Genomic DNA, 12,459 nt, shown 5'->3' on the forward strand with positions numbered 1-12,459 from the left:
TTTTTCTTTTTACAGATCTGCCAAAAAGACACTTTGTTCGATTTTCTTCATTTGATAAAAATAACCTTTACTTTTCATCAATTCTTCAAAGGTGCCAGCTTCTGCAATTTCCCCTTGATCCATGACAATAATTTGATCCATTTTCTCAAGCCCTGTTAAACGGTGACTAATTAAAACGACTGTATCATTTTCAGCTACTTCAAATAGCCGTTTATATAGCTGTTCCTCTGTTAATGCATCGATGGACGAGGTTGGTTCATCCAGCAGCCATAATGGTGCTTGTTTTAGCAGTATTCGCGCCAGTGCTAATCGCTGCTTTTCGCCGCCTGAAAGATTCTCTCCCTTTTCTAAAACTTGATCATCCAATCCAAAATGATTTAACTGTACGTGAAAAAGAATGTCTTCCATCTCTCTGTCAGCTAATCCATCCTGAGAAATCGCTAAGTTATCTCGAATTGTTCCATAGAAAAAATGGTTCGACTGAAGCATAACATTCGCATGCTCCCAAATGCTCTCAGCTTTTAGATCGGCTACCGATTGATCATTAAGTGAAATAGCACCATCTCGTACCTGGTATAATTTCAGTAAAAGCTGCATAATGGTAGACTTCCCGGACCCACTTGGACCGACAATTGCCGTTTTTGAACCAGCAGGTAAATGAAACGTTAGATCTTTTAATGTATCACGTGATTCTGTCGGAAAAGCAAAGGACACATCATGAAAAGTAATGGAAGGAGCCCGTTTAATTTGCAGCGTTTCGAACGAATCATCCTCATTTCCTTTCCTCTCCATTACCTCATCTAGCCTTGTTACTGCCTGACGACTTTCTTGAAGATAGCTTGGAAAAGCCGCCATCGGAGAAGTATTTTCAAACAGTGTTAAGGATATCATCACAAGCATGGCAAGAAACAAACCATCTAGCTGCTGTACGGATACAAAATATGCACTTACCGTTAGCACGGATACGGAAACAAGTAGGGATAGAAACGTATTTGCCGATTCACTAAATAAACGATGCACATTTTCCCGCTCCTGCTCCAACAAATACGTATCAGCTGATTTTAATAATGCTTCCTCTTTGTCATCTACTTGCTGATATATTTTTAAATCACGAAACCCGTACAGGAATTCTGTTACTTCCGTTGATAAATTGCCTCGCTCACTCCTAACACGATAATCGATTTTCCGTTGCTTCATGCCGATGACTAACGGAACAACCAAAGTGGTTAATAATAATCCAAGTAGCAGAAGCAAGGCTGCTTCAATGGAAAAATAAGCCGTGAAAAGAATGGTAACAAGAAATACAAGAACAAGCACTATCGGTGGGTAAAAAACACGTAAAAAGTAATTTTGCAGCGATTCTACATCGCCAACGATTCTTGCTAGTAAGTCTCCACTGCGATGACTTTGAAAAATAGTTGGTGCGAGTGGCTCCATTTTTTTATAAAACGAAACACGCAAATTACTTAGCATTGTAAAAGTCGCTCGATGTGAAAAATATCTTTCACCATATCGACTTAATGCCGATATTATTCCGAGTAGCTTAACGATCGCAACAAGTACCATCAAGGAATAGATCGGTGGCACTAAGGCTGCCTTGGAAATTAAATAACCACTCGATGAGAATAGCCCGACGGCAGTTACTCCAGCTAGAAATCCACAAGCAATTGAAAAAATGACATCTTTTTTTTCCTGCAACACGATCTTGATGACAGAACGTAATCCCTTCATTTAGTCATCCCTCCCTGCTGTACAGTCACCATATTCCGATAGGCTTCTACCGTTGTTAGTAACTCATCATGTGTTCCTGCTGCCTTAATTTCACCGTTATCTAAAAGGACGATTTTATCAGCCTTTTGAATCGTATGAAGGCGGTGAGCAACCGTAATAACTGTCGAATGTTTTCCTAGTTCCTCCATTGATTTCTGAAGAATTTGTTCCGTTTGCAAATCCAGCCCTGTCGTCGGCTCATCAAAAAGAATGACAGATGGGCGTTTGAGAAATGCTCTGGCTAGCGCTATTCGCTGTTTCTCCCCACCAGAAAGGCCTCTTCCTCCTTCACCGATTAACGTGTCATATCCATGTTCAAGCGAATCCACTAAATCATTAATCCCTGCCTTTTCAGCTGCTTTGATAATTTCTTCTTGATATGCGCTTTTTGTAGAACCAATTGCAATATTCTCTGCAATCGTACCTGAGAATATATACGGATTCTGTGAAATATAACTTAATTGGTCAAACCAATCCTTCTCTCTGTATTGCTTTAAGGAAGTTTCATTTACTTGAATCATTCCCTCCGTTAGCGGGACTAGTCCTGCTAGCATATGCAATAATGTCGTTTTTCCTGATCCCGTTTTTCCGATAATCGCAATCTGCTCAAAAGCTTCGAGTTCTAAATTAATATGCTTTAATGCAAAACCGCCTTCCTTGTAAGAAAATCCTGCATCATTCACTTTAATATGGACTGGCTTTTTTTTCGCCAAGGGTAGTTCTCCCCATCGTGTCTCATCATCTTCGAGTGCAGAAAGCTCTATATCTAATTTATTCGCTGCCGCCATGCTCGTCCTTCCCGTATGAAATGAATTTCCTAGCTCCTTTAATTTCGTGTAAAACTCTGGAGCAAGAATAAGCATTAAAAAGCCAGTAAAAAACGTGATATCTTGAAAAATAATCATTCGAACAGCAACTTCTAACGCGATAAGCCCAATGCTTAGCATAGAAATAAACTCTAAAGCCAGAGAATTCGTAAATGCAATTTTAAGCACTTCCATCGTTGCATCACGGAAATCTAAGCTGCTTTTTTGAATGGTTTTCTCCTGCTCTTTAGACCGTCCAAATAATTTCAATGTTGTTAACCCTTGCAGCGTATCAAGAAACGTACCGGAGAACGCATTCATCTTATCTAGCTGCTGTTCGGATTTGTCTTTCGTATTAAAGCCAATAATTATCATAAATATAGGAATAAATGGTGCGGTAACTAGGATAATAATTCCTGTTGCCATATGTTCCATTAAAATAACAACAAGGATGAAAAGCGGTACAATCGTTGATTGAATAATTTGTGGAATATAGCTGCTAAAATAAGAATCTATTTCATCAACCGTATCCAATAGGAGCCCAACCTTTTGGCCAGACTGTCCTTCCAATGAAGCTTGCATTGAATTTCTTGAAAATGTATGTACAAACAGCCTGCGCAGCTCTCTTTTAGCAAGAGTAGCCATTCTTGCTCCTGCTCTTCCATTCAAATAATTTAGTCCTGTCCGTAAAAAAAGCGCTACGACTAAGCCTATAATTAACGGGCTAATTTCTGAAAATGAATAGCCTTTTAGGAAAATACGATCAATGATTATCACAAATAAATAACCTTGACCGATAATAGCAAACGCAGAAAGAATCGCAAGCACAATAAAAAGTATGAGCTTTCCTTTCTGTTCTGCTGCTATATTCTTCAATCTATTCATTGATTCTCCCCCTAACGAAAGCTATTTTAGTGAACATCTTCACATAAGTATACATGATTTAAAATACCGAAGTAAACGGATAGCTAGGGTGTTAACATAGTTGTCGATTTTAAGGGTGATAAAATTAACCTTGCTCCTTACGTTAGAGAATTTTCACCGTCTCCAAAAGAGGAAGTAGAATTCACGTAAAAACTGCCCAACAAAACGAGCGATCGCATAGTCTCACTTTGTTGGGCAGTCAGCTACTTCTTAATAAATTTTATAGCAAAGTAAATAACGCATGCAATTACAGCATAAATGAAAAACATGACAAAAAAGCCCCATAGTCCCATTACTGCATCTGCAAACTCCATGTTTCCCCGATTCGTAATTGCTTGCTGCAATTCAATTGCAAAAACGATAACAACCATAATGGTGAACGTATAGATAAAGGAAAATATCGTCGTACTCCATTTAAGCTTTTCCAATAGCTTGAAAAAGATATAGACAAAGAAGAAAATCGTCATTCCCATAAAGCCCATAATCCAAAAATGGAGTTCTTTATCTGTCATATGTAGACCGAACATGTCTGTAAGGATGTCATGAATATTATTTACAATTTCCGCAAGAGTAATAACGATTTCTCTCATTTTATCTCCCACTTTTCATTTGTCTTTATTACAATTTATCCAAATCATCAGCCATCTCCCAAAGTCAGTGATTTAGATAATCGTTCTATTCCGAAAGCGCGTTTAAATTTGCCAATGCTTTCTTCAATTGGACAATCTCTTCTTCTGTTAAAGTAACACCTTTACCCATCTTTTCCTTACCAGGTGCCCAGTCTCGTAAATCATATTTTGGTGGGCGACCATTCCAGCTGATCACATTCAATTCCTTTGTCCATCCTTTTGGCGACTCCGAAATAACAGCAATTGTTTCTACAATTTTATAATTTAATTCAGCCATATTCATACTCCTTTATGCTTCATTCTATTTAACAATCAAAACAGGGCACTTGGCGTTCTGTACAATCGTATTGCTCACACTACCTAACAGAAGACTTTTTATATTACTAAGCCCCCGATTGCCTACAATGATCAAATCTATTTCGTTAGCTAAAGCATATTCACAAATCGCTCTCCCCGGGTTACGCTGTGAAAAGTCCGTCCGAATTTCCGTTATCGTAACAATTCCTGATGCTTCCATTTCCTTCTTGATTTGATGTAGTTCCGGTAAAAGAAATTCTGCATCTGCCATGGATATGTTGCCTGCAATAGCTGTCTCGTTACTTTTAATTCCCGGTGTCACAACAGAAATAACATGTACTTCTGCTTTTTCTGTAATTGACGCCTGATTCTTTGCCTCTTTAATCGCCTTTTTACTACGATTTGAACCATCATACGATACGAGAATTTTTCGATTCATTTGCATTCCTCACTTTATTAAAGGTTAGCTACTTAATCCACTTAATTTATTATACATGGATACGTCTAGAGAGGTTAATTTTTTAATGGCTTTCGTCAGACTTCATATTTGGTAAGTTGACGCTGATGTACGGACTGCGCCCCATATTTTGGAGTAGGTTCGACTTATCGAACATTCCTGCGCAGGTGATTCACTCCAGGGTATAAGTGCTACTAATCTATGTCTTCCCAAGTCGGTAAGTCTTCGTTATCGTGTCATAAGGTATTTATCCACAGCATTCCCTGGTATCAAAAAAAGGAATAAGCTTCACTGCTTACTCCTTTTCTCTAACTTAATATCCGATTGCGTTTTTCACTTCATAGGCCGCTACTAGTTTACAAATAGACGCTCTTTCTGACTCCGTCAATGGTACAAGTGGTAGACGAACACCACCAACTGGTACTCCAATATGGTTCAGTGCTTCTTTTACTGGGGTAGGGCTTGGAGCTGAAAACAATGCTTTCATTACTGGCAAAATATGTCGGTGTATAGCACTGGCATTAGCTACATCACCATTCTGAAAAAGCTTTACCATCTCTTGCATCTCATTACCTAATATGTGTGATGCTACAGAAATAACCCCAGTTCCACCTACAGCAAGTGTCGGCAATGTCAGACTATCATCCCCGCTGTAAACAGTAAAATTATCAGAAGTATGGCTTATAATCTCCGAAACCTTATCTAAATCCCCACTAGCTTCTTTTAGTGAAACAATGTTTGGGATTCTAGAAAGTCGAACAATCGTTTCTAATTCCATGTTTACCACACTTCTACCTGGAATATTATAAAGCATGACAGGAAGTGCTGTACTTTCTGCAATCGATTTAAAATGCTGATACATGCCTTCTTGTGACGGTTTATTATAGTAAGGAACAACAAGCATAATCCCGTCAACACCTGTAGCCGCTGCCTCTTTCGTTAATTCAATAGATGCTCTTGTATTATTCGTACCAGTTCCTGCAATAACAGGAATCCTTCCATTTACTTCTTCTACAACTGTTTGAAATAACTTCACTTTTTCATTATTAGAGAGTGTTGGTGATTCCCCCGTTGTCCCAGCAACAACTAAACCTTCTGTACCGTTTGCTATCAAGTAATTAACTAAGCCCTTTGTTCGTTCAAAATTAATTTCTCCCGCCTCATTAAACGGAGTAACCATTGCTGTTAATACATTACCAAAATTCATATCAATACACCCTTTTCATCCAATATTTTATTGATGCTTTAGGACCAAATTAAAAAGCAGCAACGAGAGAGAGCTCGCTGCCGCTTATAGAACATTATTTACCGTTCTAAGCTTGATAGCCCTCCATATAGTTTCCTATATGACAGTCCCGTATCTATTTGATAACAGGCCCAGCTTCAGAAGATGAGTCTTCTTCCACTTCGGCAAATCCCCCTTTCCTCACATTTCTTCAGAGCTCATTCTCCTCCATGTAAGTATTAATGGTCTTTGCACCTCTACCCTTACTTTACAAATCTAAAATAAGAAAGTATTTAATTATTATGTGTATTATAACAGGGATATATCTAGAAAACAAGCATTTGAACCACATGAAAAGAACAGCATTACTTTCAAAATGATGGGCAGGATAAGCGAACAAAACATACGCTATTACATAACTTAATTCTGAGGAGGTAATTAAGATGGAGCGAAATTCATATCGTGACCTCCCTGCAAATTTCGGTGATAAGCTAATTCTAGTAGGTGGTTTAATTAGTACCATTGGAAGTAATTTGGCAGTTATTGGTTCCTTTATCACATACGAACAGGAAAAAGAAGTGGAACTACAAGTAAATCAGGAAAAGATACAGATGGATCAGCAGATTCTATTGATGCAGCAGCAAATAACAGACTTGCAAAAAAAGATAGATATGCTATATCAAGATCAAAATCACGGGAAGTCATAGTTGCATGTTAAGCAAAGAAACTGTTGTCCAAACTTATGTTTAGAGAACAGTTTCATGCATTTTAGCTAAATGTATCATAATGTACAATTTCTTCTCTTGCTAGGTGTTTTTTCGGTTTTAATGCTTCTTGAGGATACCCCATTCCCAAAATAGCGACAATACGGTGTTCTTCCGGTATGCTAAGCAGCTTTCGCACATGGTTTTCCCTATCGATGGATTCGTTCTCATCCTCGGAATGATAAACCGCTCCAAACGCTGCACCAAGCCCAACCTCAACTGCTTCGAGCCAAATAAACGCACAAGCAATTGATGCATCCTGCAGCCAGTATTTACTTATTTGGGACTTTCCCGTAACGACAATCGCCGCCTGTGCCTCTTTTAACCATTTCATATAAGGTGTTGTTGCAGCAAGACTGTCCAAGGTAGAACGATTCCTTACTACAATTAACGACTTTGACGGAAGATTATTTCCTGATGGTGCATAATAACCTGCATCCACGACTTTTTCTAGTACTTCATTCGGAATGCAACGGTTAACATACGCAGTAATTTCGCGCCTTTCTTGTATCGCTTGAAAAACATCCATCGTACAACCTCTCTCCCTTTATTCTTATTTTCTGTATTAATCATATCAAACTAATATGATTTAGACCACCAAACGTCAAGTTATTTTTAACAATCCATGAGTATGTGTTTAGTGACAGACCCTTCAAAAGTGCTATAATAAAAATTAGCATTCTAGAGGAGGTTCTATCAATGACAATGAAAAAAACGTTAACACTTGCAGGTTCGGACACAAGTGGAGGTGCAGGTATCGCTGCTGATTTAAAAACGTTTCAGGAGCATGATGTATATGGTATGACTGCATTAACCTGCATCGTTACAATGAATCCAGAGGGATGGAATCATCACGTAACACCAATTGACCTGGATCTTGTAAACAGACAATTAGACACGATTCTATCCGTCGGAGTAGACGCGATGAAATCCGGTATGTTAGGCTCGGTTGATATCATTAAGCTTGGTGCAGAAAAAATCGATGCATATAAAATTAATAATTTCGTACTAGATCCAGTTATGGTTTGTAAAGGCGAAGATGAAGTATTACAGCCGGAAAATACAGACGCAATGCGTGAATATCTTCTTCCGCGCGCACTCGTTACAACACCTAACTTATTTGAAGCTAGTCAATTAGCACAGACTAAGCCCTTAAAATCAATTGAAGATATGAAACAAGCTGCATTAAAAATCCACGAGCTCGGTGCCAAGAATGTTGTCATTAAAGGCGGCAAGGCGCTGGATCATGAAAAAGCGATTGATTTATTTTATGATGGTACAGACTTTGAAATACTTGAAAAAGAAAAAGTCGATACCACATATAATCATGGAGCTGGATGTACATTTGCTGCAGCAATCACAGCAAATCTAGCAAATGGCAAAAGTGTAAAGGAATCCGTATTTGCTGCTAAGGATTTTGTTACTGCAGCAATTGCTAATGGTTGGAAGCTAAATGAATATGTTGGCCCAGTTATGCATGGTGCCTACAACAAAGTAACAAACAACAAATAAATATTAGAACAAGCCTTGGAAACGAATGCATTCGATTTTCAAGGCTTTTAATAAGCATTAGAATTCACAATCACTTCCTGATACAAATTACTTAGAATATTCTAGTTCTATCATTCGAATCTACAATTAAGATTCTTACCATAGGTGAAAAGATACAAAATGCTATTACATCGTTTAGTTTTTAGGCTTTTGGGCAATATAGTGGTATAAACTATTAGATAGGAGTGAGCACCATGAAAAAGTTTATGGTACTAATAACAATAACAACATTAGCCTTTCTTATTGCAGCATGTGGAACTACGGAAGAAGATACAAATCCTCCAGCGGATAATAATGCGGGAGAGACGGAAAACAACGCCACAAACGATCAAGATAATGCTTCTAACGATCAAAATAATGGCAATACAGACAGTGGTTCAGCGACAGATAATAATGCAACGAATGACAGTGATAATGTAACAACAGATACGGAATCCGATTACGCGTTTACTAGCTTTGATTTAGAAGCAGATTTCGAAGGAACAGAAGATATTGTCGAAGTAGAATATGAGCAGGATACGAACGAAACGGAAGCATCCTATCGAAATGAAACACAAGGAATTCAATTACGAGGCGATGAAGCGATGCAAGAGCTTGATAGCATCTTCTCTACTTTTGACTTTGATGAAAATACGCCAAAGGAAGAGGTTCTAAGTACTGTCCTTGAAGCTTTCAATATCCCAACTGACGCGCAGAATGTTGAACTAGACATCGAGTATGCTGGTGGTACGGAAGTCGAATATCAACAGTAAACCATTTGCAGCATAAGCTTCAACTAAAAACTCCGCTGTTTTGTATACGATACAAGCAGCGGAGTTTACTATTAATCATTATTTTACATCAGCAGTTACTTTAAAACTTTCAGTCCAGCTAACAAAATTCGTTACAACGGAATCAATAAATTGAACTGTTGGCTCATTTGTCAGATTCCCTTGTGCGTCAATTTTTTCATGAACAGAGCCAACAAAAACTTCATTTCCAGGCAATGTCAATGTTGCTACTCCTGGCGCATTCAAAATTTGACGTAAATGCAGTTGTGCTTTCACTGTACCTAACGCCCCCATTGAAGCTCCAACAATCATTGCTGGCTTTTTCACCATTACTTTTTCTACACGAGAAAACCAATCAATTGCATTTTTTAGCATTCCAGAAATAGAGCCATTGTATTCTGGAGTTGCAAATAAGATTCCATCACTTGCCATTATTTTCGCACGGATTTCTTTTACAACCTCTGGCGGATTTAGTTCGTCATCTTCGTTATACATCGGCAGCTGATCAATCGGTAAAATTTCAATATCAACTTTTCCTGCATATCTATTCTGCATGAACTGAACAAGCTTCATGTTATAGGACTCTTTACGGTTACTTCCTACCATCGCAACAATTTTCATTCTATAATTCCTCCATCTATAGTTACGTATCTTATTGTAATACTTTAATTACATAACTATATGTTTATCAAATTGAGGTCATATATTCAAGTAATGTGACTTCTCGAACTCACTTTCAGCTTTCACTCAAAATAATTGTTATTTCAGATATGAAAATAAAACGCTTACAAAATGAAATGTTTAATTATTGTAGAAAATAGGCTAAAATAAATCTAGTTGAAAGGAGATTCATATGAAAAAATTAATAATGCTTTTATTAATATCGACCGTACTTTCCGGTTGTTTCTTCATTGAGGAGACGAATAATACATTGGACTATGCAACAGAGGCAACGGAGTATTTAAATGAATTGAGCAGCTTTACAGAAGAGGTTCCAGGACTTGTAGATCAAGCAGTTTCCGACCCGGCAGTACAAGAAGATTTAAAAAGTCATTTCATAGCCTTAGAGGAATCCATTGCTGATTTTAATGCCATAGATGTTCCTGAACTCGCAGAAGGTCTGCACCAAAATTTCACAGAAAAAAATCAACAACTCTTGGACATTACATCAAATGTTATTCAAAATGGAGAAGTCGCTGTTGAGAAGCTAGAGGAATCGGAATTATTCCAAACGATTGAAACGATTACTGAACTCCAAAATCAAATCGAAGACCTTGGATTTTAATATATGAATCGGTTATGATGCATCGCCTGCGTTCATAGCCGGTTTATTTTTCATCTGGTCTTATGCCAAAGAAATAAAATTTCCCTAGCTAGACTATCCGCTTGATCATGGTACTAAACTCGGCCCGCTCACTTTGAAATTTAGTTTGTTCAACAAAGCCCGCTTTTTCATAAAGACGAATGGCTCGTTTATTAAAGGTAGCAACGGTTAGTCTTATATCTATTCCTTCATAGTTTTCTGCTACAAAATCAAGAATAGCTGAAAAAAACGAAAAGCCAAGCCCTTTTCCAGTAAATGCTGGCTTCATACCTAATCCCACATCTACACAAGCTTCTTGATATGCACCATGTGGATAGCCAGCAGGCACCTTAGCAGAAGCTCCAACACAGAAAAATCCTATCAACACATCGTATTGGTCAAAGACAACATAGTATTTATTTCCCGTCAATTCCATAATTGCATGACTTGTTAATACTTGATTATAGAAATTATATGGTCGTTCATATTTCCAGCAAAGAACCTCAATCGCATACGTTTCTGTCATGTTCCTTATCGTATATTGCATGTCATTTCCTCGCTTTTTCTGCGGTATGTATTATCCCAATATATACTTAATTATAACAAGGAGAATTGATGATTGTCTAAAAAATGATAGCCAGCTCTCCATTAATATTTTAGAGGCGGCCCAATTTGAACCACCTCTACAACAATTAATTATAGTTTCTTTTAGCTTTCCGATTTTTCCACAGTTTTCTAATGATTGGATAAAGAATCGGACCATATCGAATAAGTCTTCGTAGTAATCTGCTCATATGCATCTCCCTTACAGTAGTCGATTTTAATCCTATATCATTATCATTCCTTTGAATCAACATAATTAAACTAATCTAATTATTTCACATAAAGAAGTTATTTTTCCGCTTCTGCTTCTTTAATTTTTTCAATGAAAGTCCATAGCAGCTGGAAGACTTGTCGTTCATTGCCAATTACTTCTCGTTCATCAACTATTTTTGACAAAGACATGAGAACACTTTCTACTAAAAAGAGTCGTGGTTTTTCCATTTCTAATTCACCGATTAAAAATTGCAGATATTCACATTTCTTTGTATGATTCCCTTCTCGTTTGTTTACTTCTTTAAGTAATGTCTCTAACTGAGAAATTGTTTGTATTTTTAAAGACATGATATTCTCACCTATATCTTCTGGAACGTTTGAAATCATATCCGCATGAAAAAGCACTTCCTGGGAGTGTCCTTTCACAATGGGCTTTATAGAATCGATAGCAAATTGTATCACTTTTCTTGGCGTTATTTCTTTATTCTCATTGATTTTCAAAAGATGAACGGCGTGATGGATAGTCCCCAAAAGAATGACAGCATGATCCAATGCAAAGCGTTCTGTATCCGCTCCATTAACCTCTTTTAGTCTTTTTGCAACCCATTGTAATTCCCTTCTGTGTTGCTTTCCAATGAATGCTTGTAAATCTTCATCATCCAAAAGCGATATCGAAGAAAAAAGCGCCATCATGCTATGCTTGCGATTCGTATCCATCCGAATAGCTATTTGTTCAGCTAAAACCTTCTCATCATTTATATTTTTCCCATGCGCAATCTCATTTCTTTTTTGGTTCGTTTCTTCATATACAAATTCCAATATTGCCATTAAGCATTCATTTTTTGAAGTAAAGTAATTATAAAACGTCCCCTTTGCAATTTCCGCTTCATCTAAAATATCTTGAATTGATGTTGCTACAAATCCTTTTTCAATAAACAAACGATGTGCAGCATTTATAATTTGCTTTTTCTTACGGTTCATTTAATCACCTTTTTATAATAGTCGTCTAGTTATAATATAGTCTTTTAAACTTGTTATATCAATTTTTACATAGAAAATAAATTATATACTTGATATTATTAGACTGTGAGTATAGAATATACTTTGTCCTAAATGCAGGACTATTTAATTATAGAAAGAAGGATTA

The 12,459-nt window shown here is 37.3% G+C and carries 14 protein-coding genes and 1 riboswitch; of the genes, 4 read left to right on the forward strand and 10 right to left on the reverse strand.

Going from position 1 to position 12,459, the window contains the following annotated elements:
* Positions 1 to 9: 9 nt before the first annotated feature.
* From cydC to dapA, 6 genes are all read right to left on the reverse strand, one after another.
* The gene (gene cydC, locus NYE61_RS07440) at positions 10 to 1,731 is read right to left on the reverse strand and encodes a thiol reductant ABC exporter subunit CydC (RefSeq protein WP_118888634.1); all 1,722 of its coding nucleotides are present in this window, start codon (positions 1,729 to 1,731) and stop codon (positions 10 to 12) included.
* Complete coding sequence (gene cydD / locus NYE61_RS07445; RefSeq protein WP_303448652.1) at positions 1,728 to 3,461, reverse strand: thiol reductant ABC exporter subunit CydD; 1,734 nt, start codon at positions 3,459 to 3,461, stop codon at positions 1,728 to 1,730. Before cydD ends, cydC begins: the two co-directional genes overlap by 4 nt.
* 242 nt (positions 3,462 to 3,703) lie before the next feature.
* Complete coding sequence (locus tag NYE61_RS07450; protein ID WP_118888632.1) at positions 3,704 to 4,090, reverse strand: hypothetical protein; 387 nt, start codon at positions 4,088 to 4,090, stop codon at positions 3,704 to 3,706.
* Between the two features lie 85 nt (positions 4,091 to 4,175).
* Complete coding sequence (locus tag NYE61_RS07455; RefSeq protein ID WP_095309920.1) at positions 4,176 to 4,406, reverse strand: PC4/YdbC family ssDNA-binding protein; 231 nt, start codon at positions 4,404 to 4,406, stop codon at positions 4,176 to 4,178.
* 24 nt (positions 4,407 to 4,430) lie between these two features.
* Entirely contained in the window at positions 4,431 to 4,865 is a 435-nt protein-coding gene (locus NYE61_RS07460) for a universal stress protein (protein WP_158586200.1), read from the reverse strand.
* Between the two features lie 331 nt (positions 4,866 to 5,196).
* Complete coding sequence (dapA, locus tag NYE61_RS07465) at positions 5,197 to 6,090, reverse strand: 4-hydroxy-tetrahydrodipicolinate synthase (RefSeq protein ID WP_303448657.1); 894 nt, start codon at positions 6,088 to 6,090, stop codon at positions 5,197 to 5,199.
* Positions 6,091 to 6,198: 108 nt separating this feature from the next.
* A riboswitch (Lysine riboswitch) is annotated at positions 6,199 to 6,376 on the reverse strand.
* 175 nt (positions 6,377 to 6,551) lie between these two features.
* Between dapA and NYE61_RS07470 the strand changes: the two genes are divergently transcribed.
* Positions 6,552 to 6,815, forward strand: a complete 264-nt coding sequence (locus NYE61_RS07470; protein ID WP_095309926.1) for a hypothetical protein — start codon at positions 6,552 to 6,554, stop codon at positions 6,813 to 6,815.
* Between the two features lie 61 nt (positions 6,816 to 6,876).
* On the opposite strand, the gene NYE61_RS07475 is transcribed toward NYE61_RS07470, so the two are convergent.
* The gene (locus tag NYE61_RS07475) at positions 6,877 to 7,401 is read right to left on the reverse strand and encodes a nitroreductase family protein (RefSeq protein WP_303448660.1); all 525 of its coding nucleotides are present in this window, start codon (positions 7,399 to 7,401) and stop codon (positions 6,877 to 6,879) included.
* Positions 7,402 to 7,571: 170 nt separating this feature from the next.
* Between NYE61_RS07475 and pdxK the strand changes: the two genes are divergently transcribed.
* Together pdxK and NYE61_RS07485 are read left to right on the forward strand one after the other, a co-directional pair.
* Positions 7,572 to 8,384 carry a pyridoxine/pyridoxal/pyridoxamine kinase gene (gene pdxK, locus NYE61_RS07480; RefSeq protein ID WP_095309930.1) on the forward strand — a complete coding sequence of 271 codons (813 nt, stop codon included), beginning with the start codon at positions 7,572 to 7,574 and terminating at the stop codon, positions 8,382 to 8,384.
* Positions 8,385 to 8,617: 233 nt separating this feature from the next.
* Positions 8,618 to 9,175 carry a YusW family protein gene (locus tag NYE61_RS07485; protein WP_303448663.1) on the forward strand — a complete coding sequence of 186 codons (558 nt, stop codon included), beginning with the start codon at positions 8,618 to 8,620 and terminating at the stop codon, positions 9,173 to 9,175.
* Positions 9,176 to 9,253: 78 nt separating this feature from the next.
* Here NYE61_RS07485 and NYE61_RS07490 read toward each other — a convergent pair whose 3' ends face one another.
* Entirely contained in the window at positions 9,254 to 9,814 is a 561-nt protein-coding gene (locus tag NYE61_RS07490) for an NADPH-dependent FMN reductase (protein ID WP_303448664.1), read from the reverse strand.
* A 232-nt stretch (positions 9,815 to 10,046) separates the two neighbouring features.
* Between NYE61_RS07490 and NYE61_RS07495 the strand changes: the two genes are divergently transcribed.
* Positions 10,047 to 10,478, forward strand: coding sequence for a DUF6376 family protein (locus NYE61_RS07495; protein WP_303448665.1), 432 nt, complete (start codon positions 10,047 to 10,049; stop codon positions 10,476 to 10,478).
* An 88-nt stretch (positions 10,479 to 10,566) separates the two neighbouring features.
* Here the strand turns inward: NYE61_RS07495 and NYE61_RS07500 are convergent, their stop codons facing one another.
* Positions 10,567 to 11,043 carry a GNAT family N-acetyltransferase gene (locus NYE61_RS07500; protein ID WP_303448667.1) on the reverse strand — a complete coding sequence of 159 codons (477 nt, stop codon included), beginning with the start codon at positions 11,041 to 11,043 and terminating at the stop codon, positions 10,567 to 10,569.
* Positions 11,044 to 11,387: 344 nt separating this feature from the next.
* A complete protein-coding gene (locus NYE61_RS07505; RefSeq protein ID WP_303448669.1) occupies positions 11,388 to 12,293 on the reverse strand; it encodes a TetR/AcrR family transcriptional regulator in 906 nt (301 codons plus the stop codon).
* Between the last annotated feature and the right edge of the window lie 166 nt (positions 12,294 to 12,459).

Origin of the sequence: Oceanobacillus sp. FSL W7-1304 (assembly GCF_037969805.1) — a bacterium.
GTDB classification, from domain to species: domain Bacteria; phylum Bacillota; class Bacilli; order Bacillales; family Amphibacillaceae; genus Oceanobacillus; species Oceanobacillus profundus.

Bases quoted from the DNA above. Each gene is read 5' to 3' on its own strand.
- cydC (WP_118888634.1), bottom strand. From the start codon at position 1,731: ATGAAGGGATTACGTTCTGTCATCAAGATCGTGTTGCAGGAAAAAAAA.
- cydD (WP_303448652.1), bottom strand. From the start codon at position 3,461: ATGAATAGATTGAAGAATATAGCAGCAGAACAGAAAGGAAAGCTCATA.
- NYE61_RS07450 (WP_118888632.1), bottom strand. From the start codon at position 4,090: ATGAGAGAAATCGTTATTACTCTTGCGGAAATTGTAAATAATATTCAT.
- NYE61_RS07455 (WP_095309920.1), bottom strand. From the start codon at position 4,406: ATGGCTGAATTAAATTATAAAATTGTAGAAACAATTGCTGTTATTTCG.
- NYE61_RS07460 (WP_158586200.1), bottom strand. From the start codon at position 4,865: ATGAATCGAAAAATTCTCGTATCGTATGATGGTTCAAATCGTAGTAAA.
- dapA (WP_303448657.1), bottom strand. From the start codon at position 6,090: ATGAATTTTGGTAATGTATTAACAGCAATGGTTACTCCGTTTAATGAG.
- NYE61_RS07470 (WP_095309926.1), top strand. From the start codon at position 6,552: ATGGAGCGAAATTCATATCGTGACCTCCCTGCAAATTTCGGTGATAAG.
- NYE61_RS07475 (WP_303448660.1), bottom strand. From the start codon at position 7,401: ATGGATGTTTTTCAAGCGATACAAGAAAGGCGCGAAATTACTGCGTAT.
- pdxK (WP_095309930.1), top strand. From the start codon at position 7,572: ATGACAATGAAAAAAACGTTAACACTTGCAGGTTCGGACACAAGTGGA.
- NYE61_RS07485 (WP_303448663.1), top strand. From the start codon at position 8,618: ATGAAAAAGTTTATGGTACTAATAACAATAACAACATTAGCCTTTCTT.
- NYE61_RS07490 (WP_303448664.1), bottom strand. From the start codon at position 9,814: ATGAAAATTGTTGCGATGGTAGGAAGTAACCGTAAAGAGTCCTATAAC.
- NYE61_RS07495 (WP_303448665.1), top strand. From the start codon at position 10,047: ATGAAAAAATTAATAATGCTTTTATTAATATCGACCGTACTTTCCGGT.
- NYE61_RS07500 (WP_303448667.1), bottom strand. From the start codon at position 11,043: ATGCAATATACGATAAGGAACATGACAGAAACGTATGCGATTGAGGTT.
- NYE61_RS07505 (WP_303448669.1), bottom strand. From the start codon at position 12,293: ATGAACCGTAAGAAAAAGCAAATTATAAATGCTGCACATCGTTTGTTT.